General features: G+C 52.4%; 30 protein-coding genes, 1 other RNA gene and 1 other annotated feature. Of the genes, 24 read left to right on the top strand and 7 right to left on the bottom strand.

All coding sequences use genetic code 11. The annotated features are described in order from the left end of the window. Positions 1-247: 247 nt before the first annotated feature. Positions 248-1,171 (top strand): hypothetical protein, encoded by a 924-nt coding sequence (locus FD30_RS05165; RefSeq protein ID WP_056944154.1) that lies wholly within the window; start codon positions 248-250, stop codon positions 1,169-1,171. A gap of 370 nt (positions 1,172-1,541) precedes the next feature. On the opposite strand, the gene rpiA is transcribed toward FD30_RS05165, so the two are convergent. Continuing rightward, positions 1,542-2,228 carry a ribose-5-phosphate isomerase RpiA gene (rpiA, locus tag FD30_RS05160; protein ID WP_024747595.1) on the bottom strand — a complete coding sequence of 229 codons (687 nt, stop codon included), beginning with the start codon at positions 2,226-2,228 and terminating at the stop codon, positions 1,542-1,544. A gap of 200 nt (positions 2,229-2,428) precedes the next feature. Further along, positions 2,429-2,761 (bottom strand): hypothetical protein, encoded by a 333-nt coding sequence (locus tag FD30_RS05155; RefSeq protein WP_056944153.1) that lies wholly within the window; start codon positions 2,759-2,761, stop codon positions 2,429-2,431. Between the two features lie 169 nt (positions 2,762-2,930). Between FD30_RS05155 and FD30_RS05150 the strand changes: the two genes are divergently transcribed. The 20 genes from FD30_RS05150 to mprF all read left to right on the top strand — a co-directional run bounded on the left by FD30_RS05150 (position 2,931) and on the right by mprF (position 19,915). After that, positions 2,931-3,473 carry a dCTP deaminase/dUTPase family protein gene (locus FD30_RS05150; RefSeq protein WP_024747597.1) on the top strand — a complete coding sequence of 181 codons (543 nt, stop codon included), beginning with the start codon at positions 2,931-2,933 and terminating at the stop codon, positions 3,471-3,473. Positions 3,474-3,566: 93 nt separating this feature from the next. Then, positions 3,567-4,940: a DNA repair protein RadA gene (gene radA / locus FD30_RS05145; RefSeq protein ID WP_024747598.1), complete on the top strand. Its 1,374-nt coding sequence runs from the start codon at positions 3,567-3,569 to the stop codon at positions 4,938-4,940. A gap of 35 nt (positions 4,941-4,975) precedes the next feature. Then, positions 4,976-6,124: a PIN/TRAM domain-containing protein gene (locus FD30_RS05140; protein ID WP_024747599.1), complete on the top strand. Its 1,149-nt coding sequence runs from the start codon at positions 4,976-4,978 to the stop codon at positions 6,122-6,124. A 534-nt stretch (positions 6,125-6,658) separates the two neighbouring features. Then, positions 6,659-8,149, top strand: coding sequence for a glutamate--tRNA ligase (gene gltX, locus FD30_RS05135; protein WP_056944152.1), 1,491 nt, complete (start codon positions 6,659-6,661; stop codon positions 8,147-8,149). Positions 8,150-8,349: 200 nt separating this feature from the next. Next, a complete protein-coding gene (locus FD30_RS05130) occupies positions 8,350-8,568 on the top strand; it encodes a hypothetical protein (protein ID WP_056944151.1) in 219 nt (72 codons plus the stop codon). A gap of 176 nt (positions 8,569-8,744) precedes the next feature. Next, positions 8,745-10,157 carry a cysteine--tRNA ligase gene (gene cysS, locus FD30_RS05125; protein ID WP_056944150.1) on the top strand — a complete coding sequence of 471 codons (1,413 nt, stop codon included), beginning with the start codon at positions 8,745-8,747 and terminating at the stop codon, positions 10,155-10,157. Further along, positions 10,157-10,567 (top strand): Mini-ribonuclease 3, encoded by a 411-nt coding sequence (locus FD30_RS05120; protein WP_056944149.1) that lies wholly within the window; start codon positions 10,157-10,159, stop codon positions 10,565-10,567. Before cysS ends, FD30_RS05120 begins: the two co-directional genes overlap by 1 nt. After that, positions 10,567-11,325: a 23S rRNA (guanosine(2251)-2'-O)-methyltransferase RlmB gene (gene rlmB, locus FD30_RS05115; protein ID WP_024747604.1), complete on the top strand. Its 759-nt coding sequence runs from the start codon at positions 10,567-10,569 to the stop codon at positions 11,323-11,325. The genes FD30_RS05120 and rlmB overlap by 1 nt, the downstream gene beginning before the upstream one ends. Before the next feature lie 26 nt (positions 11,326-11,351). Beyond that, the gene (locus FD30_RS05110; protein WP_056944148.1) at positions 11,352-11,918 is read left to right on the top strand and encodes an NYN domain-containing protein; all 567 of its coding nucleotides are present in this window, start codon (positions 11,352-11,354) and stop codon (positions 11,916-11,918) included. Positions 11,919-11,992: 74 nt separating this feature from the next. Further along, entirely contained in the window at positions 11,993-12,556 is a 564-nt protein-coding gene (locus FD30_RS05105; protein ID WP_056944147.1) for a sigma-70 family RNA polymerase sigma factor, read from the top strand. Positions 12,557-12,629: 73 nt separating this feature from the next. Then, positions 12,630-12,779 carry a 50S ribosomal protein L33 gene (gene rpmG, locus FD30_RS11435; protein ID WP_081721520.1) on the top strand — a complete coding sequence of 50 codons (150 nt, stop codon included), beginning with the start codon at positions 12,630-12,632 and terminating at the stop codon, positions 12,777-12,779. Positions 12,780-12,820: 41 nt separating this feature from the next. Then, entirely contained in the window at positions 12,821-12,997 is a 177-nt protein-coding gene (gene secE / locus FD30_RS05100) for a preprotein translocase subunit SecE (protein ID WP_024747607.1), read from the top strand. 122 nt (positions 12,998-13,119) lie between these two features. Beyond that, entirely contained in the window at positions 13,120-13,668 is a 549-nt protein-coding gene (gene nusG / locus FD30_RS05095; protein WP_024747608.1) for a transcription termination/antitermination protein NusG, read from the top strand. Between the two features lie 166 nt (positions 13,669-13,834). Continuing rightward, positions 13,835-14,038 carry a helix-turn-helix transcriptional regulator gene (locus FD30_RS05090; RefSeq protein ID WP_024747609.1) on the top strand — a complete coding sequence of 68 codons (204 nt, stop codon included), beginning with the start codon at positions 13,835-13,837 and terminating at the stop codon, positions 14,036-14,038. Then, a complete protein-coding gene (locus FD30_RS05085; protein ID WP_056944146.1) occupies positions 14,035-14,469 on the top strand; it encodes a hypothetical protein in 435 nt (144 codons plus the stop codon). Before FD30_RS05090 ends, FD30_RS05085 begins: the two co-directional genes overlap by 4 nt. A gap of 146 nt (positions 14,470-14,615) precedes the next feature. Beyond that, positions 14,616-15,041 (top strand): 50S ribosomal protein L11, encoded by a 426-nt coding sequence (gene rplK, locus FD30_RS05080; RefSeq protein WP_011667358.1) that lies wholly within the window; start codon positions 14,616-14,618, stop codon positions 15,039-15,041. Between the two features lie 98 nt (positions 15,042-15,139). Continuing rightward, positions 15,140-15,844 (top strand): 50S ribosomal protein L1, encoded by a 705-nt coding sequence (gene rplA, locus FD30_RS05075; RefSeq protein WP_024747611.1) that lies wholly within the window; start codon positions 15,140-15,142, stop codon positions 15,842-15,844. 72 nt (positions 15,845-15,916) lie between these two features. Then, positions 15,917-16,042 (top strand) — a sequence feature (ribosomal protein L10 leader region). 24 nt (positions 16,043-16,066) lie between these two features. Next, positions 16,067-16,573 carry a 50S ribosomal protein L10 gene (rplJ, locus tag FD30_RS05070; RefSeq protein WP_024747612.1) on the top strand — a complete coding sequence of 169 codons (507 nt, stop codon included), beginning with the start codon at positions 16,067-16,069 and terminating at the stop codon, positions 16,571-16,573. 57 nt (positions 16,574-16,630) lie between these two features. Continuing rightward, the gene (rplL, locus tag FD30_RS05065; protein ID WP_024747613.1) at positions 16,631-16,996 is read left to right on the top strand and encodes a 50S ribosomal protein L7/L12; all 366 of its coding nucleotides are present in this window, start codon (positions 16,631-16,633) and stop codon (positions 16,994-16,996) included. Between the two features lie 270 nt (positions 16,997-17,266). Next, entirely contained in the window at positions 17,267-19,915 is a 2,649-nt protein-coding gene (mprF, locus tag FD30_RS05060; RefSeq protein ID WP_056944145.1) for a bifunctional lysylphosphatidylglycerol flippase/synthetase MprF, read from the top strand. Positions 19,916-20,355: 440 nt separating this feature from the next. Here mprF and FD30_RS05055 read toward each other — a convergent pair whose 3' ends face one another. From FD30_RS05055 to nrdH, 5 genes are all read right to left on the bottom strand, one after another. Further along, positions 20,356-20,934 (bottom strand): LOG family protein, encoded by a 579-nt coding sequence (locus tag FD30_RS05055; protein WP_056944144.1) that lies wholly within the window; start codon positions 20,932-20,934, stop codon positions 20,356-20,358. A 93-nt stretch (positions 20,935-21,027) separates the two neighbouring features. Beyond that, positions 21,028-21,297: a hypothetical protein gene (locus FD30_RS05050; protein WP_056944143.1), complete on the bottom strand. Its 270-nt coding sequence runs from the start codon at positions 21,295-21,297 to the stop codon at positions 21,028-21,030. 170 nt (positions 21,298-21,467) lie between these two features. Beyond that, the gene (nrdF, locus tag FD30_RS05045) at positions 21,468-22,478 is read right to left on the bottom strand and encodes a class 1b ribonucleoside-diphosphate reductase subunit beta (RefSeq protein WP_371862374.1); all 1,011 of its coding nucleotides are present in this window, start codon (positions 22,476-22,478) and stop codon (positions 21,468-21,470) included. 33 nt (positions 22,479-22,511) lie between these two features. Next, a complete protein-coding gene (gene nrdE, locus FD30_RS05040) occupies positions 22,512-24,677 on the bottom strand; it encodes a class 1b ribonucleoside-diphosphate reductase subunit alpha (RefSeq protein WP_056944174.1) in 2,166 nt (721 codons plus the stop codon). A 110-nt stretch (positions 24,678-24,787) separates the two neighbouring features. After that, the gene (nrdH, locus tag FD30_RS05035) at positions 24,788-25,015 is read right to left on the bottom strand and encodes a glutaredoxin-like protein NrdH (protein ID WP_024747618.1); all 228 of its coding nucleotides are present in this window, start codon (positions 25,013-25,015) and stop codon (positions 24,788-24,790) included. A 200-nt stretch (positions 25,016-25,215) separates the two neighbouring features. Between nrdH and FD30_RS05030 the strand changes: the two genes are divergently transcribed. From FD30_RS05030 to ffs, 3 genes are all read left to right on the top strand, one after another. Beyond that, positions 25,216-25,830, top strand: coding sequence for a class I SAM-dependent methyltransferase (locus FD30_RS05030; RefSeq protein ID WP_056944142.1), 615 nt, complete (start codon positions 25,216-25,218; stop codon positions 25,828-25,830). A 15-nt stretch (positions 25,831-25,845) separates the two neighbouring features. Next, on the top strand, positions 25,846-26,397 hold the full coding sequence (tadA, locus tag FD30_RS05025) for a tRNA adenosine(34) deaminase TadA (protein ID WP_056944141.1): 552 nt from the start codon (positions 25,846-25,848) through the stop codon (positions 26,395-26,397). A gap of 22 nt (positions 26,398-26,419) precedes the next feature. Then, an RNA gene (ffs, locus tag FD30_RS11430) (signal recognition particle sRNA small type) lies at positions 26,420-26,506 on the top strand. Positions 26,507-26,598: the final 92 nt, after the last annotated feature.

Raw genomic sequence — 26,598 nt, 5'->3', positions numbered from 1 at the left:
CATTGTACTCCAATCTTCTCATCTTTTGAATGGGTTCTGGAAAACTCATGGCCGGTAAGCAAGGTTGACCATCGATCGAGTGGCAGTCGGCCGGTATCGGTGAATGGAAACGCGACACTTCTCATTTTGAAAAATGGTGGAACAGCTTACATTTAGAAAGCCATTTTTGAAACGAGCTTTCATCTATGGTACACTGCTAGGCAGTTTGCAAAAAATCATGAAAGCCTGCGGGCGTTAGGAGGAAGTTATGGGTCATCGAGTAGAAGTACGCCATTATGGATTGGGGTTTGCCTTTGTGCTGCTGATGGTGGTGAGTGCCACCGCCTTACACGATCAAGAATTGATTCTACCGGAAATCGGGGCGTTGACCGCCGGTACCTGGATTTACCAGAATCCAAGCTGGATTCATCAACCCAGTAAGATCTTCCTGGCGCCTTCGGGAACGGCTATCATTGGGTTCTTGATCAACCAGCTTCCTTGGGCGTACCCGGCGAAGATTTGGTTAGGGTTGCTCCTGATGCTGGTCCTGTTGTGGGGCCTGAAATCCAATTTAGCGCCGTCATTTGCGACTGGGTTGTTGCCCATCATTATCAACGCGACTCACTGGTCCTTTATCGCGGCCATTCTGATCTTCACGTTATGCCTGATGCTGGGAGTCTACGCCCAAGGACAATTTCGACAGAGTGCGGCCGGAGAGCCCATTCAAGGTCGGCATATGGGGCTATTCGTGGTACTGGTCAGTCTCTGGGTCGCGGGCGTCTGGTTAGCAGGGGTCCCTCAGATGGCGGGAATTCCACCGGTATTGGTGGTCTTCTTTGAAGTCTTGCAGAAACCACAGTACGCCGCTAAGTTAGCGGGGCGGCAGTGGCTGGCGTTGACCGGTGCGGCGACCCTGGGCTTTGCGGTCCACGTCCTGATTGGCACTTGGGCACTCGCGGCGCTGGTTACGTTGCCACTAGTGTTCATCTGGTTACAGGTCTTACGCTTGAAGCTCCCGGCCGCCTACGCCTTTCCGTTATTGGCGTTGGTCCTGCCAGCAGATATGTTTAGGGTGCTGCCCCTATCGGCGGGACTCGCCGCGGCCTTTTTCTTGGGGTCACTACTATCCGTTCACCGGGTGCGGGACTGGTGGGACGCCCGCGCGGCTGTCGAAAATTCAGAGGTTCGTTAAACCAAATAAACTAAGATTGAGAGTGGGACCAAGGGCGGTTAAGCGGAGCTGGCTGCCTTTGGTCCCACGTTTCAGTATCGTAGTGTTATCATCAAAAATAACAGGAGTTTGGGCGTTTTGTCCCAAACTCCTTTTTAAATTAATGTGACGTTGAAGATTGAACATTCTCTCTGTCATCCACCTTACCGGACGGCCAGCCTCTTCAGAGCCAACCGGTAAGGCGCACAATCTATACCTTAACTAAACGTATGTGCGACACCGCCAGATAGTCGTGGATGCCCAAAAAGAGCCTAGGCGGTTGGCCCAGGCTCGAGATAGTGACGTTATGATTAACAAATTGATAAACGCGGGTGACCTGACGGTAAGAAGCTTAGTCGCGAGCGTTTAAAACTTCGGGACCGTCCTGACGACCCACGATAACGGTGTTGACCAGGTCTAAGAAGAGGCCGTGTTCTACGACGCCCACGATACCGTTCAAGGTGTTAGCCAGTTCGTGGGGGTGGTCAATGCGCCCCAGGTGCAGATCGATAATGTAGTTCTTCGAATCGGTCAGTACGTGGTGGCCGTCTTCAGTCATCCGGAATTCAGGGTGTAAGCCCATCCCGTCTAATTTTTCCAAGACGTGCGTGGAGCCGAACGGAATGACTTCCAGAGGTAACGGGAACTTGCCCAAGTGGTGGACCAACTTGCTCTCGTCTACGATCCACATGTTCTTGGTGGAGTTGATGGCCACAATCTTTTCCCAGAGGTGGGCGGCCCCGCCACCCTTGATGCCTTGGAAGTTGTCGTCGATTTCATCGGCGCCATCGATTGTGAGGTCAATGTGGTCCACTTGGTCGAGCTGCTTGATGGTGATGCCCAGTGATTCGGCTTGCTTAGCGGACCGGTCGGAAGTGGCCACTCCAACGATGTGGAGGCCTTCCTTAGCGACCCGTTCTCCTAAGGCGTCGATCATGTACCGAACGGTTGAGCCGGTGCCGATGCCTAAAATCATGCCGTCTTCGACGTACTTAACGGCTTCTTGGCCAACGAGGGCCTTTAATGCGTTTTGATCCATGGATGCGTGACTGCTACTGATAACTAAGTGACGGTGGCCGTTGATAGTGGTCGGACCGCTCCCGCCTAGCCGCGGGTCTGATGAGTGATGGTCAAGGAGACATTCTGGACGGGGGCTAGGGAAACTTCAGTAGCAGCCGTGCCTTCTTTCTAGTTTTTTTAGCCTAGAATGTCTGGGTACGATGGCGCTCCCCGTGACGCCTATTCCGTGGGGTGCGCTGTAAGGGCGACTGGCCGGACCGCAGTAGCTCCCTGGACGGGAAGCTGGTGGGCGGCCACCAACGTTGGCGCGGGATGCGCCGCAAAGTAACGTTTGGCGTATGGGTCCAGTAACTTGACGGTGACCTGAGCAGCTGTGGCGAGCTGGGTAAAACGTTTAATCAGCTCCACAGCTAGGCTGACGGGCTGGTTGGGGCGGACAAAGATCTGTTCGAGGACCCAGCTGTCCGCCGAAAGGGTCAGGTAGTGCAGACTAGCCATTAACCGGTCGTCGTCCAGAATCGTGAGGCGACCAGGTTCTTCCCGTAATGCCATGGTAAGGGCTCCCTTCTTGTCTAAGGACTCCCTTTGATTTTGGTCTATCACCGGCGGCTTGTCAACTGCTTTTCGCGGATGGAAAGCTTTTACTGGTAATCTGGTGGCGGGATGCTTATCCTAGTTAAGAGAGTCGATTCTCAATCAGTGGATAGAGAGGAAGAATAAGATGAAGCAACGAGGATTTGAAGTAGTCAGTAAGTACGCTGACCAGGGGCTCCACCTACCTTACCGGACGACCCAACAATCGGCCGGCTATGATTTTGAATGTGCCGAGGATTTTACGTTACCCTCCATTTGGCGGCACGACGTCTTACACGCCTTTAAGCGACTACGGCACCGGGACCCCCTGACGACGGCGGAACTCACGGCGGGACAACACGACTTAAAGCCGTACCTGGTACCGACGGGGATCAAGGCGTACATGCAACCGGATGAGGTCTTGCTGCTGGCGAATCGGTCCAGTAATCCGCTGAAGCATAACTTGATCTTGCCGAACGGGGTCGGGGTGATTGATGCCGACTACTATAATAATGATAAAAACGAAGGGGAAATCTTCGTTCAACTGGTCAACGTGGGTCTCAGTGACGTCACGATTCGCAAGGGGCAACGGATTGCCCAGGGCATCTTCATGCCGTTTCGACTGGCCGATGCTGAACAGGTTCCTCAGGCCCAGCGTCAGGGAGGCTTTGGGTCGAGCGACGAACGTTAAGACTTTGCAAATGCCGTAACGGACTAGTGGGGGAAGACCCGCTGGGTATGCTAGAATACACAGTAGAAAGAATACGAGATTAGGGGGATGCACGTGGCTAAAGCGAAGACCAAATATGTTTGTCAGAATTGTGATTACAGCTCACCCCGGTATTTGGGGCGTTGTCCCAACTGTGGCGAGTGGAATACCATGGTCGAAGAAGTCGTGACGCCGGTGGCGAAGCCCCAGTCGACACGGGTCACGGTGACTGGCGAACATTCACGGCCACAATTGATGCGCGAAGTTAAACATACGACCGAAACCCGGGTCAAGACTCAGATGGAGGAACTTAACCGGGTACTAGGGGGCGGCATCGTTCCGGGTTCCCTGATCCTTATCGGGGGAGATCCCGGAATTGGAAAGTCAACGCTGTTGCTACAGGTCTCCGGTCAACTGAGCGCGACCGGGGGAAAAGTCCTCTACGTGTCCGGAGAAGAAAGTGCCAGCCAGATCAAAATGCGGGCGGACCGGTTGGTGGTCAACGCCGACAACCTCTACCTGTATCCCGAGACGGACATGGCCAGTATCCGAGCCAATATTGAAGAGATGCATCCGGACTACGTGGTGATTGATTCGGTTCAGACCATGCAGGCGCCCGGTATCGAGTCGGCGATCGGGTCGGTCTCCCAGATTCGAGCGGTCACCGGCGAATTGATGCAGATTGCCAAGACCAACGGCATCACGATTTTTGTGGTGGGCCACGTGACTAAGGGTGGTGCCATTGCTGGGCCGAAGATTCTGGAACACATGGTGGATACGGTTCTATACTTCGAAGGGGACATGCATCACACCTACCGAATTCTGCGGGCGGTCAAGAACCGGTTTGGCTCGACCAACGAGCTAGGCATCTTTGAGATGCGCGAGGGGGGCCTTTACGAAGTGGCCAACCCTTCGGAGATCTTCTTGGAGGAACGCTTGAAAGACGCGACGGGTTCGGCAATCGTGGTCTCGATGGAAGGGACCCGGCCGATTCTGGTCGAAGTTCAAGCACTGATTACGCCGTCGGTCTTTGGGAATGCCCAACGCACAGCGAGTGGCTTGGACCGCAACCGGGTCTCCTTGTTGATGGCGGTTCTGGAGAAACGGGCTAACCTGATGCTCCAGAACCAAGACGCCTTCTTGAAGGCGGCCGGGGGCGTTAAGCTGGACGAGCCGGCCATCGACTTGGCCATCGCTATTAGTATCGCATCGAGTTACCGGGATACGGCCACCGCCCCAACGGATTGTTTCGTGGGCGAAGTGGGGTTGACCGGTGAGATTCGGCGGGTCAGCCGGATTGAACAACGGGTCGCCGAAGCCAAGAAGTTAGGCTTCCAGCGGATTTTTGTGCCGAAGAATAATTTACAGGGATGGACGCCACCAACGGGGATCGACGTGGTCGGTGTGTCGACTTTACGCCAAACGTTGAAGTTGGCCTTAGGCGTCTAGGGGTGCAAGTCCCCTTTGAAGGGAGGTGAAGAAACATGCATAAACGAACAGTCGTATTAGTGATCTTTGCAATCATTGGCGGTGTGCTAGGCGCAGCTTACCTACCACGGACTTGGCTCCTCTTTGGAGTGAAGAGTCTTCTCGTTGATAACGTTATTGTTAATATTTTGCTTGGTGCTATTATTTTTCTCATTCTCGGGGCCATTTTTGCGAAGAGCTTCCTGCGGCTGATCAGTCGGGTGGAAGGCTACCTGAACAAGCAAGACCCCATGACGATTATCTTTGGGAGTCTGTTGACGATTGTGGGCCTGGCGTTAGCGCTGTTGATCTCGCAATTCCTGTTCCGGGTGCCATCCTTACTGATCAGTACGATTATCCCGTGGATCTTGATGATTCTGCTGGGGTACTTTGGCTTTCGGTTGGGAACGCGTCTGAGCAAGATTCGGGGCGAAGAATGGCGTAAGCTGTTCCAGTCACGGAGCAAGAAGGCGGCCGAAGAAGCCAGTGAGAAGGTCATTGATAAGCAACCTGAACCGAATTTTCACCACTATAAGATTTTAGATACAAACATCTTAATCGATGGTCGTATCTATGATCTAGCGAAGACGGGGTTCTTGGAAGGAACGTTGTTGGTCCCCAATTTTGTCCTGTATGAATTACAGTACATTGCGGACTCCAGTGATTCTGTGAAGCGGGTCCGGGGCCGGCGGGGCCTGGACATCTTGAACAAGTTGCAAAATGAACACGTGATGCCTATTGAGATGTACGAAGGTGACTTCGAGGATATTCCCGAAGTAGACAGTAAGTTGATTGCCCTGGCCAAGAAGAACGGTGGGGTGATCGTCACCAACGATTACAACTTGAACAAGGTCATCCAGTTCCAAAACGTCCAGGTCTTAAACATCAACTCGTTAGCGAACGCGTTGAAGCCACGGGTCATTCCCGGGGAGAACTTACACGTGATGGTGGTTAAGAACGGGACGGAACGGCAGCAGGGGGTCGCTTACCTCGACGACGGTACCATGGTGGTGGTCGAAGACGGTAAGTACTTCATTAATAAGCAACTTGACGTGGTGGTCACCAGTGCCATTCAGACCGACGCGGGCCGAATGATCTTTGCCAAACCAGTTCATTCCGACCGGGGCATCGAAGATCAAAAGCCTAAGAAGAACCGGAAGAACTAACGGCCCAGAACTGGTGAAGGTCATCCGCCTTACCGGGCGGCCAGCTAGGGCTGGAACGCAGTGGGCACCACTTCGAGCCAAAGAGCGGTCTCGAAGCTGGGCCTTTGACTAGGCCGACTGAGAAACGTCGTCCAAGTCAAATTTCACTGCTGAGCCCTCACGGCTCACGTTAGCGTTAGCATGATCAATTACGTCACGCAGTATCGTGACCAACGTGAGGTCCCGTTAGCCGATAGGGCCCAGCCGGTGACATTAGCGTTAGGCCAGTGGTTTGCTGGCCTTAGGCTAAGGCCGAGCTTTGAGATTCGCGTTCTTGGCGAAGCTCAAAGTCGTGCCCACTGGCGTCACGGCCCTGCCAATCGGCTGGCGGGACCGGATTAATACCACTATTTCATTAGGCGCAAGTTGCTAGTTCGGAACAATCCCAGTCTACCCCTTTATTTTTAGTGGTAGGCATTGTACACTTAAAACATGTCGTTAGACGCCGGAGAGACCCGGCGCTAACCAAAAAAACGAGAAAGAGGCGCAACCAATTTGGCTAAAAATGCGATTCGGGTTCGTTATGCTCCGAGCCCTACTGGACATCTGCACATCGGTAACGCGCGGACGGCAATTTTCAATTATCTGTTTGCCCGCCACAACAAAGGTAAGTTTATTATTCGGATCGAAGACACGGATACTAAGCGGAACATCGCTGACGGTGAACGGAGCCAGTTGGACAACTTGAAGTGGCTGGGTCTGGATTGGGACGAAGGTCCCGATGTTGGTGGAGATTACGGTCCTTACCGGCAATCCGAACGGCGTGACATTTACACGCCCCTGATCCAACAATTGATGGACGAAGGTAAGGCTTACGAATCTTACCGGACTGAAGAAGAACTGCAAGCTGACCGGGAAGCTCAAAAGGCCCGGAACGAAATGCCACATTACGAATACGAATATGCCGGCATGTCTGACGAAGAACGGCAAGCCGCTATCGACGCCGCTAAGGCTAAGGGCTTGAAGCCAGTTATCCGGTTCCGCGTTCCTAAGAATGAAGTCTTCGAATGGGACGACATGGTTAAGGGCCACGTGGCCTTCAACTCCGATACCATTGGTGGGGACTTCGTCATCGCTAAGCGTGACGGGATGCCAACTTACAACTTTGCCGTGGTGGTCGATGACCACAAGATGGCCATCAGTCACGTCTTCCGGGGCGATGACCACGTGGCCAACACGCCTAAGCAATTGATGATCTACCAAGCCTTTGGTTGGGAAGCACCTAAGTTCGGCCACATGAGCTTGATCATCAGTAAGGACACGGGTAAGAAGTTGTCCAAGCGGGACGAATCCGTCTTACAATTTATCGAACAATACCGGGACCTGGGTTACTTACCAGAAGCCATGTTCAACTTCATTCTGTTGTTGGGCTGGTCACCGGTCGGCGAAGACGAAATCTTCACGCGCAAGCAATTCATTAAGATGTACGATGAGACGCGCTTGAGCAAGTCACCAGCCACCTTCGATATGGACAAGCTGGAATGGTTGAACAACCGTTACGTCAAGGACGCTGATGAGAGTACGGTCGCGGACTTAGCCATGAAGCAGTTGATCAAGGCCGGCAACTTGCCAGCTAACCCAAGCACGTCCGAAATTGAATGGGCGCGTCAGTTGATCAACCTGTACAAGCGGCAAATGAGCTACATGGCGCAAATCAACGATATGGCTTCGGTCTTCTTTGAAGAACCAGAAAAGGTCGAAGGCGATGCGTTGGCTGAAATCAGCAACGAAACGGCGCCAGTGGTCTTGAAGGCCTTCGCTGAAGAAGTTGCCAAGTTGGACCTGTTTGACTCCGTAGAAATCTTCCACGTGATCAAGAAAGTTCAAGCACAGACGGGCATCAAGGGTCGGCAACTATGGATGCCGATTCGAATCGCCGTCACCCACGAAATGCACGGGCCAGAATTACCAGAATCCATCGAATTGGTGGGTCGGGAAACGGCTTTGAAGCACATCCAAGAAACCTTGGACCAACTGGGTGCTTAATGAAGCAATCTAAAAATGTTACGGCTAGCTTTCGGGCGGGCCGTAACATTTTTTGTATGATTTTTACCTATTTGGGAAAATGAATAGCCGCGTTGTCAGTCCGGCCCCGGCAGCCGCTAGGGCCGTGACGCCCGGTAAGGCGGATGGTACGATCAGTGTATCAGCTAAACAGAGTTTTGAATTTCAGAGGAGGATGGCAGATGAATCAGCAAGCAGCGTTACGGTTTTTACAGCAAAATGGGATGAAGCATACGCCGGCTAGTCTGCAGCGGTTAATTGAGGATGGTCGGGTCACGGCGAGTCGTCAGGCGGAGAACCTGGAAGTCGACGCGGCCTCGTTACGCGCCTACGTGGACCAGTTTCAGCGGGAATTAAAGTCGATTCAGCGCGGTGGTTTTCCGGGCCCCTTGGGGTTTTAACGGAACGGTGGTCAATTGAAGACCAGTTTCCAGTTGGGCGTAACGGTCAACCTTTTCAATGATTTTGTAAAGAAACCGTCAGCGCGGTGAGTTCCGCCACTTTCAGTTTCTAGGTTTCGGGGTGGTTATGCTACAATGGAACTAATATTGATGAGAAACGTGAAAGGAGCCTCGGGATGCTCAAAGTTTTTAATACCATGACACGTCAGAAAGAAACATTTGAACCCATCACACCAGGGGTGGTCAACATGTACGTGTGTGGCCCGACTGTTTACAATTACATCCACATTGGGAACGCCCGCAGTGCAATCGCCTTTGATACTATTCGGCGGTATTTTGAATACCGGGGATACCAAGTCAAGTACGTCTCCAACTTTACGGACGTCGATGACAAGATGATCAACGAGGCCCACAAGGAAGGCATTACCGTGCCCCAATTGGGGGATAAGTTCATCAAGGCGTACAAGGAAGATACCGCGGCGTTAAACATTCAACCCGCTACGGCCAATCCACGCGCCACGAATTTTATTCCAGAGATTATTAGCTTCATTGAAACCTTGATCACTAAGGGATACGCTTACCCGGTCGCTGGTGACGTCTATTATCGGGCCCACAAATTTGCGGACTACGGGAAGTTGTCGCACCAGAACATTGCGGAACTCGAAGAAGGGGCTTCCCAACACACCAACGACGAAGAAACGGCGCGGAAGGAAGATCCAATCGACTTTGCGCTGTGGAAGGGTGCTAAGCCGGGCGAAATCTCTTGGCCTTCGCCTTGGGGCGCTGGTCGGCCGGGCTGGCACATCGAGTGCTCTGTAATGTCGACCCACTATTTGGGGGACACCTTCGACATCCATGGTGGGGGCGAGGATTTAGCCTTTCCGCATCATGAGAATGAGATTGCACAGAGTGAGGCGGAAACGGGCAAGCCGTTCGTGCATTACTGGCTGCATAACGGGTTCGTCACGGTCGGTGATGAGAACCAGAAGATGAGTAAGTCCTTGGGGAACTTTGTGACGGTCCACGACCTGATCCAAAAGGTCAACCCGCAGACGTTGCGCTTCTTCATGGCGACCACCCAGTACCGGCGGCCGATTCAGTACACGCAGACCAACATGGACACCGCGGCCCGGAACTTGGAACGGCTACAGACGGCGTACGACAACATGGGCTATCGGCTCAAGGACGCCGAAGACGGCAACGACCCCAAGACGGAACAGGAGACACGCCAATTAGTCGCTGATTACATCGACGCCATGGACGACGATTTCAACGTGCAAAATGGGATTTCTAAGGTCTACGATCTGGCCCGCTTAGGCAACGTCTACGCGGAACGGCCGGTAGTCTTCAAGGGGACCGTTGAGTTCATGCGCCAGACATTGGTTGAATTGTTGGGGGTCTTCGGTGTAAAATTAACCGCCGCAACGGCGTTGGATGACGACCACATCGAAGCGCTGATCCAGGAACGGGTCCAAGCACGGCAAGACCGGAACTTCCAACGCAGTGATGAGATTCGTGAACAATTGAAGAATCAAGGAATTATTCTAGAAGACACGCCCCAAGGGACGCGTTGGCGAAAGGTAAATTAATGACAAATACAGCAACTGATTATCAGCAACTTAACGGGGTGGCGTTGGCCTACCTCGGGGATGCCACCTACGAAGTGATCATTCGGCGGCACCTGATCAAGGAAGGACTCGCGAAGCCCAACCATTTACAACGCACGGCGACCCACTACGTTTCGGCTAAGGCGCAAGCTGCCTTGATTGCCTTGATGGAACAGGACGGCATCCTAAGCGATGATGAATGGACCATCTTCAAACGGGGCCGGAACGCGAAGAGTTACACCCACGCCAAGAACACTGACGTGGTGACCTACCGGATCTCCACCGGATTTGAAGCCTTGATGGGCTACCTTGACCTCAGTGGTCGGCAGGATCGGGTCAATGAACTCAGCAACTGGTGCATCCAACAAGTGGAAGCGGGGCGAACGGAATAATGACAGAAGAACGCGAACAGATTGATTTCGTGATTGGGCGCCACCCAGCCGTAGCGGCTCTGCGCAGTCAACAGGCCATCAACAAGGTCTTCTTGCAGAGCGGGTTGAAGTCGGAAGCCATCGATGAGATTCGGCAACTGGCGCAACGGCGGCACCTGGTCATCTCCGAAGTGCCGAAGCAGAAGCTGGACCAGTTAACGGACCACCAGAACCACCAGGGGGTCGCCTTAGGGGTCGCAGCCTTTGACTACGCTAGTATCGATGACCTCTACGCCAACGCTCAGAAGAAGGGCGAGGAACCCTTCTTCTTGATCCTGGATAACGTCGAGGATCCTCATAATCTGGGGTCCATCTTACGGACGGCGGATGCCAGTGGCGTGCACGGTGTGATTATCCCCAAACGCCGCGCGGTCGGCTTGACCTCCACGGTTGCCAAGACCTCGACGGGCGCCATCGAAACGGTGCCCGTAGCCCGGGTGACCAATCTGGTCAACACGGTCAATGACTTGAAGAAGCGGGGCATGTGGATCTTTGGGACCGACATGGCCGGGACCGATTACCGGGACTGGAACGCCAAGGGCGCCGTGGGCCTGATCATCGGGAACGAAGGTAAGGGTATTTCGCGCTTGCTGAAGGAAACGGTCGACCAGACGTTGACCATCCCGATGGTCGGCACGGTCCAAAGCCTGAACGCCAGTGTGGCGGCGGGACTCTTGATGTACCAAGGCTTCAACTCGCGGCACCCGGTACAACACTAAGCTTTTAGCAGAAATGGGCGAGGGAAATTAAAAAAGATATTCTAATTGTCGATGCATACAACATGATCGGCAACTGGCCTGAACTCAACCGGCTAAAGCTAAATGATCGGTTACCGGAGGCGCGCGACCAGTTGCTCAACATGCTGGCTAATTATCATAAGTTACGGGATGCGGAGATTTACGTGGTCTTCGATGCCATGTACGTGCCCGGCATCTCGAAGAGTTATAAGCAGTATGATTTACAGGTCATCTGGACCAACCGGGATGAGACGGCCGACAGCTATATCGAAAAGCTGGCCAAGGAACTCCAGACTCGTTTCACCCAAGTCACGGTCGCGACCAGTGACCAGGCCGAGCAATGGACCATCTTCTCGGAAGGCGCGCTGCGGATTCCGGCGGGGGAACTGTTACGGGACATTGAACGGGCCAAGAACGAGGTCAACCAGACGGCCCGCGAATTTGCGGACCGCGGTCTGGTGCGTAAGTCCCCCTGGAACGATCAACAACTCTATAAACTGGAAAAATTACGGGATCAATTGATGGACCAACCGGAATTGATTGGGCGATCAAAGTCGAAGAAGAAACGACGGTAAAACGTTCGTTCGCTTCATTTCCCGGAGCCTCCTGGCTAAACTGAGAATATTCAGTTTAGCTAGGAGGCTTTTTCATGACCACGTTTAGCGATGACCAGTTAATTGCCACGATTCAACGGGATCCCAACTCACCGGCGCTCCGGCTCTTGTTCAACCGGTACCGTCCCGTCCTCACCAAGCTTCAGCGGGTCTATTATATTCCGGGGCATGACAGTGATGACTGGGAACAGGAGGGGCTGTTGGTCTTACACGGAGCGGCCCAGAAGTTTCGGCAACACCGCTCGTGCAATTTTGGAGCCTTTTACCGGTTAAATCTGACGCACCGGGTCTTTGACCTGATCCGTTATTCGCAGGCCCAGAAGCGGCGGGCGACCACCATCTCCCTGGAAGCCAACCGCACTTACTTTGCGGAGACCCTCCACGACACCCGGGTGCAGTTGGGGACCCAGTTGGAGGCGCAGGAGGCCGTGGGCCGCGTCTTACCGGGACTATCACCCACGGAGCAGGTGGTCTTCCGGGGATTGTTAGGCGGTCTAACACCGCAAGCCATCAGCCAGCAGGAGGGGTTATCGATGACCCGGGTCTCGGCAGCGATGCACCGGGGCCGACAGAAGCTCCGTCGACTCTTAGGTGAATGATTGACGCACCGCGCAGATGATGGTAAGCTACTACAGTATGAGTTAACTGGATTTAATTAAAGGTGGTGGCAGGATGGCTCAACGTAAAATCGCTCTGGCCTGCTCAGTTTGCGGGTCCCGGAATTACACCATCGCAGCAAGTGCGACACGCACGACACGACTTGAAGTCAAAAAGTTTTGTAAGCATTGCGGTAAATACACGCTGCACCGGGAGACCCGGTAGTAGCGCTTCGAATCGACACACATTTTGAGGGAGGCAACACCATGCGGTTATTCCGATTTTTTAAAGCGGTCATTCAAGAAATGAAACAAGTTTCTTGGCCAGGCGCGAAGCAGACCCGGCACGATACGGGGACGGTTGTGGGCATTTCTGTGCTCTTCGCAATTTTCTTCGCCATCGTGGACTGGATCGTCCAATTTGGCTTAAAGTTCGTCGCCTAAGGAATTGTCGGTGGTCAAACCCGACTAAATATGCTATATTGTAGCTAACGGGAACTTCGTGTAGACGAAGTTTTTTTATTTTGCACAGAAATTAGACAAATCAAAAAGGAGTGGCACCAACGATGGTTGAATCAGCAGAAAAGCAATGGTACGTTCTGCACACCTATGCGGGGTACGAAAACAAGGTTAAGGCGAACTTGGAATCGCGGCAAGAATCCATGGGTATGCAAGACAACATCTTCCGGATCGTGGTTCCTGAAGAAGAGGAACACGAAGTCAAGAACGGTAAGGAAAAGGTCACGATGGAAAAGACCTTCCCCGGCTACGTCTTGGTCGAAATGGTGATGAGTGACCAAGCTTGGTTTATCGTGCGGAACACGCCAGGTGTGACGGGCTTCTTGGGCTCTCACGGGCAAGGGAGTAAGCCAACGCCATTATTGCCAGAGGAAGTTGAATCCATTCTGCGGACCATCGGGATGTCCGCACGGCACGCTGACCTGGACGTAGCGCCAGGCGACTCCGTGACGATTGTCGACGGTGCCTTCAGTGGCTTAGTCGGTAAGATTACCGAAGTGGACAACGAAAAGATGAAGCTCAAGGTCAACATCGATATGTTCGGTCGGGAAACCAGTACCGAACTGAACTTCGACCAAGTCGACCCAGTGGTTTAAAGTTAACGGTTAAACGGAAAGTTCCTTTCATTTTTTGAAAAGGAACTTTCCGTTTTTTGCGTTTCAGGACGTTTTTAGCCGAAATTTCGTGGACGGTCTTGCAGGCTGGTGTCAAACATGTTTTACTTATTTTGTAAAAGATATTTGACACTAGGAAGTGAGGGACTTGCGGAATCAGATTGCAGTTCGGCGTAAGCAGCGTCAGCTATCGCAAGCGGCACTGGCGCAGTTAACAGCAGTTACACGGCAAACGATTAATGCGATCGAAAACGATAAGTATGATCCGTCGCTGTCGTTGGCTTTTAAGTTGGCGGCAGTCTTGGGGACCACGGTTGATGAATTGTTCACACAGGGGGAGGATACGAAATGAGTCGGGCAAAGCGTATTTTACGGTTCACGTTTTGGACCAACAACGTTGAATTGTTGGTGTTGATGGGGGCGTTTTGGGTTCCCCAATCGGGCATTGAGACGCCGTTGCTGGCCGCACTAGCGGTAGGGTTGTTCGGGGGAATCGGGTGGTTCTTGTGGTATGCGCGCCAGCGGCTGAACATCAAGACGTTTCGGGGAATGTACTGGGTATCCGATGAGCGGGAAAAGGAGATCGCGTTGAAGGTCCATTCGGCCATGCTGACCAGTGGTATCGTCTTTGTCGAGGTTCTGTTGCTATTGGTTTCGGTACTGATGGCGCGACAACTTTCAGTGTATGCGTTCGGCCGAACGATTGAGTTCTTGATATGGTTGGGGTTGGCCGCGGGCAACGGGCAGTACTACTGGTTATGGTGCAAGTACGATCAGGCCTAGCCTTGATAAATTAGAACTTGTCGGGAGGTATGAAGTGTGGTAAACTCTTCAAGTATGCGTATCATAAGATGCACATTCTGTTAAACGTGGGAGAAGCAAATTGCATGCTTCACTTACCACACACGGACTTAAGGAGGTATTGTCTCGTGGCTAAAAAAGTAGCTAACGTAGTTAAATTGCAGATTCCTGCAGGCAAAGCAACCCCAGCTCCCCCAGTTGGACCAGCACTGGGTCAAGCAGGGATCAACATCATGGGCTTCACCAAGGAATTCAACGCTCGTACCGCTGACCAAGCTGGTATGATCATTCCTGTTGTGATCAGCGTCTATGAAGATCGTTCCTTTGATTTCATCACCAAGACCCCACCAGCAGCAACGCTGTTGAAGAAGGCCGCTGGTGTTGAACATGGTTCTGGCGAACCTAACACGAACAAGGTTGCAACTGTAACCAAGGATCAAGTTAAGCAAATCGCTGAAACTAAAATGCAAGATCTAAACGCAGCTGACGTTGAAGCAGCTATGCGCATGATTGAAGGTACTGCCCGGAGCATGGGCTTCACGGTCGAAGGTTAAGCTCAGTTTTCGGATAGTCGGACACTTCACGAAAATGAAATGTGTCAAGTGGGAGGTTTATCCGTTACAACCACATTTGCAAGGAGGAATACACAAACATGGCTCACAAACGAGGTAAAAAGTATCAAGACGCTGTTAAACAAGTGGAAGCCGGTAAGGTTTACGCTTTAAACGACGCCGTTGATTTAGTAAAGAAGATTGATTTCGCTAAGTTCGATGCAACGGTTGAAATTGCATTCAAGCTTAACGTTGACACGAAGCAAGCCGATCAACAATTACGTGGCGCTTTAGTGCTCCCTAATGGGACTGGTAAAGAAACCACGGTTATCGTGTTCGCTAAGGGTGACCAAGCTAAGGCCGCAGAAGCTGCCGGTGCTGACGTTGTCGGTGAACAAGACTTAGTTGAACGGATCCAAGACGGCTGGATGGACTTTGACGTTGCCATTGCAACGCCAGACATGATGGCCCAAGTTGGACGCTTAGGTCGGGTCTTAGGTCCTAAGGGCTTAATGCCTAACCCTAAGACGGGGACGGTTACCATGAACGTCACCAAGGCCGTTTCCGACGCTAAGAACGGGCAAGTTACTTACCGGACTGACCGGGATGGTAACGTGGCTGTTCCTGTCGGCAAGGTTTCCTTCGATGCTGATAAGTTAGCCGGCAACTTGAAGGCTATTGCTGAAACGATTGTCCGTGCACGTCCAGCGTCTGTACGTGGGACTTACGTTCAACACGTTTCCATCGCCTCAACGTTCGGCCCTAGCGTCGATGTTGACTTGTCAACGTTGGTTGCTGCTAAGTAATTAGCCAACCACTAAATAAAAAAATCCCTAGCCGTCCATTGACTTTTGTCGGTGAGTACGGTATCCTAATAAAGTTATATTAGTGATCTACCTAAGACTCAGGTGGCCTATTGGTCTTAATTTCCTGCCGAGGAAGAAGTTTATGATGAACTTTTGACTCTCTATGTCTTGGTGGCATAGGGATTTTTTTATCCCACCAATCTAATCAGGGAGGTGAACAATGTGAGTGAAGAAGCTATTGCAATCAAAGCGAAAAAAGTTGATGCCGTCGTTGAACAATTCAACAACGCCACCAGCGCAATCGTAGTCGACTACCGTGGTCTGACGGTTGCTCAAGTTACCGACTTACGTAAGCAATTACGGGATGCTGGCGTTCAGATGAGCGTCATCAAGAACAAGGTGCTGACTCGGGCTGCTGAAAAGGCTGGTTACGCCGACTTAAACGATGTCTTTGCTGGACCTACGGCCGTTGCCTTTTCTAACGAAGATCCAATTGCCCCAGCTAAGATTTTGAAGAAGTTTGCTGATAGTGTCGATGCCTTGGAAATCAAGGGTGGTTACATCGAAGGCAAGATTATGCCAGTCGATGAGATCAACGTTTACGCTACCTTGCCTAGTCGTGAAGACCTGCTCTCCATGCTGGCTAGCGAACTTCAAGCTCCTATCCGTAACGTGGCTTACGCAATTAAGGCCGTTGCTGAAAAGGGCGATGATGGGGAAGCTGCATAAGCGACCTGTCGTATCCATGATATAAAAACTATAAACCCAATTTTGGAGGAAACTAACATGGCTTTTGATAAAGATGCTATCATTGCTTCTCTTAAAGAAGCATCCATTACTGACCTTAACGACCTTGTTAAGGCTATCGAAGACGAATTTGGCGTTTCTGCTGCTGCTCCAGTTGCAGCTGCCGGCGCTGCTGGTGGCGACGCTGCTGCCAAGGACTCATTCGATGTTGAATTGACTGAATCCGGTGACGCTAAGGTTAAGGCTATCAAGGCTGTTCGTGAAATCACTGGCCTTGGTTTGAAGGACGCTAAGGGTCTTGTTGACAACGTACCATCTGTCATCAAGGAAGGCGTTTCTGAAGACGAAGCTAACGACATCAAGGAAAAGCTTGAAGCCGTTGGTGGTGTGGTTACGCTTAAGTAATCATCTTCAACCTATAATGATAAACAGCTCGACCCTCGTGGTCGGGCTGTTTTTTTGACCAGTTTTCCGTTGGGAACGCAAGAGTGGAGCGGCTTAGCCTTCAAAAACGCGTCACGCAGCGTAGTTCTTTAAAATAACCCTTAATCCCCGCGTTCCCGGCCAAGGTTACGGCCAGTTTTTGGTATACTTAAACCAACGTCTAGAAAGTGGCGGAACCAACGGTCGATCAATCGAGAAGGACCGTTGTCTTTTTCCCCGCGACTGGACATAATGAAGGGGGAAATTGCTGTGGGGGTGGCAAACGTGTGGCAACGACTAATGGCGTGGGTGCAAAAACGCCTCACCTTAATTAAGGGTGTCTTCTTATTGTCGGTGCTCTTGTTGGTGATTCGTGAACTTGGCCGGATTGGCCATGAGATTAGTGGGGAACAGGTTCGTTCAGCGTTGAGTGCGCTCAGCCCGATGATGATTGTGCTCTTGGCTGTGGTCGGGTTCATTGCGGTCTTACCTATGATGGTCTACGACTTTACGATTGTGGAATTTTTACCGGGACACTTTTCCAAGGGGTACATCTTTCGGAGCGGTTGGGTCACCAACACGTTCACGAATTTAGCCGGCATGGGGGGCTTGCTGGGCGCGAGTCTTCGGGCAAACTTTTATGCCCAGTCGGCAACTAAAAAACAAGTAGTTTATGCGATTTCGAAAATTGCGTTGTTTCTATTGGCCGGGTTATCGATTGCCTGCTGGGTCGCGTTGATTATGATGTTTGGCTTCCAAGTGGGAACGGTCTATCAGGGGTACTGGTTCTGGCTCTTAGGGGGCGGCCTGTACTTTCCGGGGCTCTTTATCTTCACCCGGGTCAATGATAGTGCCTTCTTCAGTGACCTGACTTGGTCGCGGGAATTACGACTGATCTTGGGGTCAACCTTGGAGTGGGGGAGCTGTGCGCTCTTCTTCCTCCTGATTGGGTGGACGCTGGAGTTACCGTTAGACTTTGCGGCGGTCTTTCCCATGTTCGTGGTGGCGTCGGTTGCTGGGGTCATCTCGATGATTCCCGGGGGCTTGGGTTCCTTTGACGTGTTCATGATCTTTGGCTTGGGCCTACTGGGTGTTAGTCGTTCGGACGCCGCCGGGTGGCTTTTGTTGTACCGGCTATTCTATTACATTCTCCCGTTCGGCGTGGGGGTCGGCTTGTTCGTTCACGATGCAGGTCACCGGTTGAACCGGTACTTAGCCGGCCTGCCCGTAGCGATTCTGCGCCGAGGTGCGTTGCTCTTCGTGACCACGTTCATGTACTTCTCGGGCGTCATGATGTTGCTTTACGCGACGATCCCGGACGTGGTGTTATCGAATCAGTTATACATGCGCTTAGTGCCGTACATGTTCTACTTCTTAAGTCAGGTCTCTAACCTGGTCATGGCGTTCTTACTGATTGGGTTGGCGCGAGGCATCGGGGCGCGAGTTTCACGGGCGTTCTGGCCGACTTTTGCGGTGCTGGTCCTCGCCATCGGCTATACCCTATGGCGCGAGAATTTCCCGGTTGGCCTAGCCGTTCTTCTGGGCCTAGTCCTGGTCTGCTTGGTTCTGGCCAAGCCCGAACTGTCCCGGCAGAGTTTTCACTACTCTTGGGGCGGCTTACTGGTCGATGGCAGTATCTATGTCGGGACCTTTCTGCTGTACACCGTTTTGGGGCTGTACGCGTTTCAGGGGGGCAAACACCGCTTCTTCCACCTGTTACAGGCTTGGTTACCAGCGTCGACGCAGGTCTGGTTAAACGGCCTAGGAGGCCTCTTGATTGCCCTGGTGATCCTGTTGACCATCAACCGTTTCCTCTCAGCAACTCAGGCGCCGTGGCTCCAACAGCCGTTTGACGCCGAACGGGTACGGCGGTTGATCCAACGCTTCGGGGGTAACGAAGTTAGTCATCTAGCCTTCTTGCGGGATAAGCAGACCTACTTCTACCAGGTCGATGGCGAAGACCGTCTACTCTTCTTGTTCCGCCAAAAGGCTGATAAGCTCTTAGTCATGGGGGAACCCATCGGCCAGCAGGCGGACTTGTTGCCGGCTTTGCAGGAGTTTATGCGGACCGCAGATCAGGCGGGATTACGACTGGTCTTCTATGAGATTAGTGAAGAGTTGACCCTCCGGCTACATGAGATGGGCTTCGACTTCATCAAAGTCGGTGAGGAAGGGCACGTGGACCTCACACAGTTCACGCTGGCCGGTAAGGCGCGGCGTGGTGAACGGGCCCTGGTCAATAAGTTTAATCGGGAGAACTACCATTTCGAGATTCTTCAGCCGCCGTTGAGTGACCAGCAGTATCGCGACTTACAAGCAATCTCAGATTCCTGGTTGGGAGACGAGACCGAAAAGAGCTTCTCGATGGGCTTCTTTGACCGGGAGTACCTGGACGAAGCGCCCATTGCGGTGATGACGGACGCGGAAGGGCAGATGGTGGCCTTCGCGAACCTGATGCCGACGGGAAACCACCAGATGACGTCGATCGATCTGATGCGAAGTAGTCAGGCGGCACCTTCGGGGATGATGGACGGCTTGTTCGTCTACTTGTTCCAGACTTGCCAGCAACAGGGGTATACTAGCTTTAACCTAGGGATGGCACCCTTAGCGAACGTAGGGGTCTCGGAGTTCAGCTTTATCGAAGAACGGCTGGCCCACTTGATCTACCAGTACGGGTCAACCTTCTATAGCTTCCAGGGGCTCCGGGCGTATAAGGAAAAGTACGTCACGGAATGGCAGCCGAAGTACCTGGCTTACCGCCGGCGTGAGTCGTTGATCTTCACCATGTTGCAACTGATGCAGGTCATCAACCGGCCGGGGGCGGCGGTCAAGGGCAAGTTAGAACCCAAATGGCTCAGTCGGCTGTTGGTCGACGAAGTTAACTGGCAGAACCGACAATAAATTAGCATGAAAAACAAAAAGCTCTGTAAAACCAAGACAGTTTTACAGAGTTTTTTTGAAGGACAGTGGCCTATCTGGCACTGAAGATTGAACATAGGTCCTGGGGCCCAATAAGGCTGGTTGTATCGTTTGGTTTTAACGGTCCCACACGCGATATTTCTAATTTCAGGCAGTGGAAAACACTGTCTTGGGTACACTCAATACACTCAATTTAGCCGTGAGGTTGGGCCTGGAGAGGCTCAGTGGTGTCGTTTGGGTTAGTCAGCGTTTTTAGCTGGCTTACCCAAAGGCCGAGCTTGAAGACCTGGGGCTTTCAGGGCTCCAGGTCGTGCCCACCACGTTCCAGCCTCTTCAGGACCAACTGGTAAGGCGGGGGATTGCCACAGCCTGTCCCTTGGTTAATCGCCGTTTGGTCCACTCTCCTTAAACTAGGGCTTTAATTAGTTGGTGTACTTGTAAGGCAACTGGTGTTTGAAGGCTGCGAATCCCGCAAACATGTCCGGAATATTATCGGCGGCTAGGAACAGGTCCATATTGGCCTGAGGCGCGAAGCCTTCGTCACAGGATTTTTGCATCATGGCCACCAGATCGTCGAAGTAGTGGTTGATATTGAACAACGCGATGGGTTTCTGATGGACGTTGAGTTGGCTCCAGGACAGCATGGTCGTGAACTCTTCGAAGGTACCGAAGCCCCCGGGAAGAACGATAAAGGCGTCGGCTTGACGCAGCATTTCGTCCTTACGTTCGTCCATCGTGCTGGTTTGAATCAGACGTGTGACGTCCATCTTAGCAAGGCCCATCTCTTGGAGGAAGGTGGGGATGATGCCGATGACTTCACCGCCGGCGTCCATGGTCGATTCGGCGATAGTGCCCATCAACCCTTCCTTCCCGCCACCGTAGACCACGGGATGGTGATGGGCCGCTAGGTACTGGCCTAGCGCCACGGTTTGTTGTTTAAAGGCCGGGTCTAAGCCGTGGTTGGACCCGCAGAAGACACAGACATTTTTGATCGTTGGCATAGTAGAACCCCCTGAAAAGCATAAGATGGTCCCATTATACCGCAAGCAAGAGCCCCCTAACACTGAACTTGGCATCCATTCTGGGTCACAAAATCAGCGGGTTGAGGTCCACAGCCAAGAGGATAGGCCACTGATGAGCAGAATACTGAGAAGCCAAAACACACTGGATTCTAGGGGCCACCCCAGGGCAACGTGTACCAATAATGGCGTACCAACGATAATCCAGGTTTGATTGACCCAGACGTTATTCAGGATACCAGCAACGCGGCGATTTTGGTAAATTCGGGTAATGAGGGGCGCGCAGAGTAACGTGACCATTAAGAGCCACAGGGCGGTGTCCCCGGTCCATAGAAGGGTTGGCATGGAATGATCTCCTTTCTGAAAATTGAGTGCTCTTTTTAGTTAAGGTTAGCGTAACAGGTCCTGAACGGTTATGGGGAATCAAGGACTTGGCCGGTGCAAAAACAGCGTAGATTGGGAACAAAAAACGACGCCTATCCCAAAATAGGCGTCGTCTTAAAATCACTTTGAATTTACTTGTCGTGGTTCGGATCTTCCGGGTCAGCGGGTTCGCCAATCTGGTAATCACTGTCGTTCATGGCTTCCACGTTTCCTAACAGGTAGCCGTTACCGACCTGTGAGAAGAAGTCGTGGTTGGCCGTTGACGTCGAGATCCCGTTCATCACGATGGGGTTAACGTCCTCAGCGGTGTCGGGGAACAGGGGGTCCTGCCCCAAGTTCATCAAAGCCTTGTTGGCGTTGTAGCGGATGAACGTCAGGACTTCATCGGTCCAGCCCACTTGGTCGTACATCAAGTGGGTGTACTTCTCTTCGTTGTCGTAGAGGTTGTACAGGAAGTCGTACATCCAGTCTTTAAGTTCCTGCTGCTCGTTTTCACCGAGTTCCTTCATTCCCAGCTGGAACTTGTAGCCGATGTAGGTGCCGTGGACGGATTCATCCCGCAGAATCAGCTTGATGATTTCGGCCACGTTGGCGAGCTTGTTGTGCCCCAGGTAATACAGTGGGGTGAAGAAGCCACTGTAGAACAGGAAGGTTTCCAGAAAGACACTGGAGATCTTCTTCTTCAGGGGATGCTCGTCATCGTGGTACAGAGTGTAGATCCGCTTGGTCTTGTTCTGTAAGAATTCTTCGGAGTCACTCCACTTAAAGATCTCGTCGATTTCGTCCGGCGTGTTGAGCGTCGAGAAGATGGTCGAGTAGCTCTTAGCGTGGACGGATTCCATGAATTGAATGTTGTTGAGGACGGCCGTTTCGTGTTGGGTCTTGACGTCCCGCCGTAACGCGGCCATGCCGTCTTGGGACTGGAGGGTGTCCAGTAGGGTCAATCCCCCGAAGACGTGGCCGACCACCCATTTATGGTCGGTATCTAGGGTCCGCCAATCGTCTAAGTCGTTGGAAACGGGAATCCGGGTGTCCAACCAGAATTGCTCGGTCAGCTTTTCCCAGGTCGCCTTATCGATTTCGTCAGAAACTTGATTCCAGTTGATGGCTTGGTAATTGCCATCGCTGTTCATTGTTGCCATATTCAGCACTCCCTTGTCATGCGTTAAAGTGTCCTAGATGACACAGCTTTCACATTGGTTGGCGCCCACTTCGCTGTTATCGTCGGTAAAGGTCCGGACGTAGTAGATGGACTTGATGCTCTTACGGTGGGCGTAATTCCGCAGGATACTCAGATCCCGGGTGGTCATCTTATCCGTGCGCCCGTTCTTCCATTCGTAGAGGCCCGCCGGAATCGTCGAACGCATGAATAAGGTTAGGCTCATCCCTTGGTCCACGTGCTGTTGGGCCGCAGCGTAGACGTCGATGACCCGCCGCATGTCGGTGTCGTAAGCAGACTTGTAGTACGGCATGGTGTCGTTGCTGAGGTAAGGTGCGGGGTAGTAGATCTTCCCAATCTTCTTTTCCTGGCGCTCCTCAATCCGGTTGATGATTGGGTGCAAGCTGGCCGTGGTGTCGTTGATGTAGGAGATCGATCCGTTGGGGGCAACGGCCATCCGGTTCTGGTGGTACAGACCGTCACGCATTACGTCGGCCTTGAGTTGGGCCCAGTCATCTGGGGATGGTAACCAGATGTTGCCGAAGAGGGCTTGGACCTTCTGGGAAGTCGGCCGCCAGTCCTTTTGGGTGTATCGGTCGAAGTAGGACCCATCGGCGTACTTGCTGTTCTCGAAGTTGTGGAACGTCTCGTGGCGTTCCTTGGCAATCTGGTTAGAGGCCTTTAACGTCCAGTAGTTTAACAGCATGAAGTAGACGCTGGTGAAGGCGATACTGTCCTTAGACCCGTACATCATGTGGTTCTTAGCAAAGTAGCTGTGCAACCCCATGGCACCTAGACCAATGGTGTGGGCCAAGTGGTTACCGTGTTGGATCGAGGGGACCACGTCGATATCGGAGTGATCGGTCACGAAGGTCAACGCCCGGACCATGGTCTCCACGGAGTGACCGAAGTCGGGGGAAGCCATTAGGTTAACGATGTTGGTCGAGCCTAGGTTACAAGAAATGTCGGTGCCTAATTTTTCGGCTTCTTGTCGGTTATTGTAGGTCGTCGGCGTCTGAACCTGCATGATTTCGGAACACAGGTTGCTCATCACGATTCGTCCCTGGATGGGGTTCTCGCGGTTGGCCGTGTCGACGTTTACGATGTAAGGGTAGCCGGACTCCTGTTGCAGTTTCCCAATCTCAGTTTCCAGTTCCCGAGCCTTGATCTGCTTTTTGTGAACCTCGGGGTTGGCGACCAACTTGTCGTATTCCGCCGTGATGTCCACGTAGGAGAAAGGCTTGCCGTAGAGGCGTTCCACGTCGTAAGGGCTAAACAGGTACATGTCCGCGTCCGCTTCACAGAGCTGGTAGAACTTATCCGGAACGGTGACCCCTAGGGACAGGGTCTTCAACCGAATCTTCTCGTCGGCGTTTTCCTTCTTAGCCCCTAGAAATGCGATGATATCGGGATGGAAGACGCTGAGGTAGACTACCCCGGCCCCTTGACGTTGTCCCAGTTGGTTGGAGTAGGAGAAGCTGTCTTCTAGCAGCTTCATGACGGGGACAACGCCGGAAGCGGCCCCCGCGATATGCTTGATGGGTGCGCCGGCCTCACGCAGGTTCGAGAGGTTGATGCCGACCCCGCCACCGATACGGGACAGTTGCAAGGCGGAATTGATGGTCCGGCCGATCGTGTTCATGTCGTCGGTGGATTGGATCAAGAAGCAGGAGACCAGTTCACCACGCCGGGCCCGACCGGCACTAAGGAAGCTGGGGGTTGCGGGTTGGTAGCGTTGGTGGATGATCTCATCGGCGAGATCGTGGGCCAGTTGCTGGTCGCCTTCCGCAAAGTCCAGGGCGTTCATGGCGACCCGGTCGATGAAGTTCTCCAGGTAATAGGCGTTGTCGTTGGTCTTCATCGCGTATTGCGCGTAGAACTTATAAGCAGCCATGAAGGACTTGAAGTGGAAGTTTTGGGCCTTTAGGTAGGCGTAGAGGTCTTCGATAAAGGAGAACGGGTACTGGGTGATGACCTGAGCTTCGACGTAATCTTCTTGGATCAAGTAGTCGAACCGTTCCCGTAAGGACGCGAAGGTCTTGGTGTTAGGCCGGACGTTTTCTCGTAGGAAGGCTTCGAGGGCTTCTTGGTCTTTATTCAAAGGAATCTGACCATCAACGGGGATGTTGATCTCGTTGTTTAAATCATAATACGTGACGTCTTGTAAATCTTTTAGGCTCATGCGCATACTCGCTTCTTTCTCTTAGAATGGACTGATCGGTCAACTGACCACTAAAAAAACGGCCCCGTGAACAAACACGGCGTCGCCAAGACGGGTTTGTCGAACTTCAGTTAACCCGCGATTTGTTGCAATTGATCTGGACGAAACCCAAAAAAGGCCTTGTGCCCAGCAGCTTCAACGACCGGAAGGGACTGAAATCCTTGTTCTTTTAGATAAGTGACATATTCCGGATTCTGGTTAATATTGCGTTCTTCAAACGCCACATTGTGTTCGGTTAAGAAACGCTTTGTCATCTTGCATTGCATGCAGTTATTTTTAGAATAAACCGTTACTTTCATGTTACGCACATCCTCTTACATTTGGTTATCAATGTGTTTAGTGTACACCAGATTTAAAAAAACGCAATCGAAAAAAGCACCATATTTGGTGGTTGGGATATACAATAACCACTAAATATAGTGCTTCACGCGACTTAATTATTTTATTTGGCACGGACCAAACTTCTACGGTAAAATAAACCTAAAAGGTGGTCTCGAAAATGACTAATCACTATTATACACAAAATCCAGATGTTGTACACGAAGAACGTCATTGGCCGTTCACCCTCTTAGGTAACGAATTGTTGTTTACCACCGACAACGGGGTCTTTTCAAAGAGCCGGGTCGACTATGGTTCCTGCGCGTTATTGAACGCGTTTGAAGCGGACCAAACGCCGGCGGGCCCGTGGTTGGACCTGGGCTGCGGATACGGTCCCATCGGCCTGGCCTTGGCTAAGCGGTGGCCGGATCGGCAAGTGACCATGGCGGATGTGAATGAACTTGCGCTGTCGTTAGCGCAACAAAATGCAACGGCTAATCAGATTACTAACGTGACCATTGTTGAATCTGACCGTTACGCAGCGTTGGGCACCCAACGGTACGCGGCCATCCTGACCAATCCTCCCGTTCGGGCGGGCAAGGCCGTGGTGACCAGCATGTTGACCGAAGCAGCACAGCACCTCTTACCTGGCGGGACCCTGACGGTGGTTTTGCAGAAGAAGCAGGGAGCGCCATCGGCTAAGAAGACCATGACGGCCACGTTCGGCAATTGTCAGATCCTGAAGAAGGACAAGGGCTACTATATCCTGGAGAGCCGACAGAACGCATCATCATAGAAAAGGGGCGGTTGAATGCGGCAGTTAACTTATTCGGATACGCAACGCCACTATATGCAAGAGGCGCTCTTTGAAGCCGACCAGGCCGGCCTGATTGGCGAAGTTCCCATTGGGGCGGTCATCGTCCACGACGGGCAGATCATCGGGCGGGGGCATAACCTCCGGGAACACGCCAACGACGCCACGTTACACGCCGAGATTCGGGCCATTGAAGAAGCCTGCGCCACGTTACGGAGTTGGCGTCTGGAAGACTGTGAAATGTACGTCACGATTGAACCCTGCTTGATGTGCAGTGGAGCCATCATTAATTCACGGATTCCGGTGGTGTACTATGGTGCCCGGGATCCCAAGGCGGGGGCCGTCGATAGTCTGTATGAGACGCTGACGGATGATCGACTGAACCACAAGGTCAAGGTCTACGAGGGCTTGCTAGCGAAGGAGTCCGGCGAACGGTTAGTGTCATTCTTCAAGGCGGCTCGGCAACGCGCGAAGGCGGCCAAGAAGGCCCGGCGCGCGGCACAGAAAGCCGCGACTGATAAGACGCTAGACAGTCCAGAAAAATCATGATACACTAGTACTTGCCGTTAAGGCCTTGAAGCAAGGGCGGGCTTACGAATCGTGTCAGGTCCGGAAGGAAGCAGCACTAAGTCTGATTCGCTTTGTGCTTCAAGTTTATGAGATAATGAGCACTCCTGGTCGCTGACCGGGAGTTTTTTTAGTATTGCCTTTAGGCCCAGTTGAGCGCGCTAAAGCGTGCGAAACAAAAAC

Source organism: Levilactobacillus namurensis DSM 19117, assembly GCF_001434785.1.
GTDB classification, from domain to species: domain Bacteria; phylum Bacillota; class Bacilli; order Lactobacillales; family Lactobacillaceae; genus Levilactobacillus; species Levilactobacillus namurensis.
The sequence above is the reverse complement of the archived record's forward strand: the minus strand, read 5'-3'. Positions and strand labels throughout refer to the sequence as shown.

Coding starts and splice junctions, on each gene's coding strand:
- FD30_RS05030 (WP_056944142.1), top strand. CDS start 25,216: ATGACTAATCACTATTATACACAAAATCCAGATGTTGTACACGAAGAA.
- FD30_RS05055 (WP_056944144.1), bottom strand. CDS start 20,934: ATGCCAACGATCAAAAATGTCTGTGTCTTCTGCGGGTCCAACCACGGC.
- nrdE (WP_056944174.1), bottom strand. CDS start 24,677: ATGAGCCTAAAAGATTTACAAGACGTCACGTATTATGATTTAAACAAC.
- FD30_RS05130 (WP_056944151.1), top strand. CDS start 8,350: ATGAATCAGCAAGCAGCGTTACGGTTTTTACAGCAAAATGGGATGAAG.
- rplA (WP_024747611.1), top strand. CDS start 15,140: ATGGCTCACAAACGAGGTAAAAAGTATCAAGACGCTGTTAAACAAGTG.
- rplL (WP_024747613.1), top strand. CDS start 16,631: ATGGCTTTTGATAAAGATGCTATCATTGCTTCTCTTAAAGAAGCATCC.
- mprF (WP_056944145.1), top strand. CDS start 17,267: ATGAAGGGGGAAATTGCTGTGGGGGTGGCAAACGTGTGGCAACGACTA.
- cysS (WP_056944150.1), top strand. CDS start 8,745: ATGCTCAAAGTTTTTAATACCATGACACGTCAGAAAGAAACATTTGAA.
- tadA (WP_056944141.1), top strand. CDS start 25,846: ATGCGGCAGTTAACTTATTCGGATACGCAACGCCACTATATGCAAGAG.
- FD30_RS05085 (WP_056944146.1), top strand. CDS start 14,035: ATGAGTCGGGCAAAGCGTATTTTACGGTTCACGTTTTGGACCAACAAC.
- FD30_RS05150 (WP_024747597.1), top strand. CDS start 2,931: ATGAAGCAACGAGGATTTGAAGTAGTCAGTAAGTACGCTGACCAGGGG.
- FD30_RS05105 (WP_056944147.1), top strand. CDS start 11,993: ATGACCACGTTTAGCGATGACCAGTTAATTGCCACGATTCAACGGGAT.
- nusG (WP_024747608.1), top strand. CDS start 13,120: ATGGTTGAATCAGCAGAAAAGCAATGGTACGTTCTGCACACCTATGCG.
- rpiA (WP_024747595.1), bottom strand. CDS start 2,228: ATGGATCAAAACGCATTAAAGGCCCTCGTTGGCCAAGAAGCCGTTAAG.
- FD30_RS05050 (WP_056944143.1), bottom strand. CDS start 21,297: ATGCCAACCCTTCTATGGACCGGGGACACCGCCCTGTGGCTCTTAATG.
- FD30_RS05140 (WP_024747599.1), top strand. CDS start 4,976: ATGCATAAACGAACAGTCGTATTAGTGATCTTTGCAATCATTGGCGGT.
- FD30_RS05155 (WP_056944153.1), bottom strand. CDS start 2,761: ATGGCATTACGGGAAGAACCTGGTCGCCTCACGATTCTGGACGACGAC.
- nrdH (WP_024747618.1), bottom strand. CDS start 25,015: ATGAAAGTAACGGTTTATTCTAAAAATAACTGCATGCAATGCAAGATG.
- rlmB (WP_024747604.1), top strand. CDS start 10,567: ATGACAGAAGAACGCGAACAGATTGATTTCGTGATTGGGCGCCACCCA.
- secE (WP_024747607.1), top strand. CDS start 12,821: ATGCGGTTATTCCGATTTTTTAAAGCGGTCATTCAAGAAATGAAACAA.
- FD30_RS05165 (WP_056944154.1), top strand. CDS start 248: ATGGGTCATCGAGTAGAAGTACGCCATTATGGATTGGGGTTTGCCTTT.
- nrdF (WP_371862374.1), bottom strand. CDS start 22,478: ATGGCAACAATGAACAGCGATGGCAATTACCAAGCCATCAACTGGAAT.
- FD30_RS05120 (WP_056944149.1), top strand. CDS start 10,157: ATGACAAATACAGCAACTGATTATCAGCAACTTAACGGGGTGGCGTTG.
- rpmG (WP_081721520.1), top strand. CDS start 12,630: ATGGCTCAACGTAAAATCGCTCTGGCCTGCTCAGTTTGCGGGTCCCGG.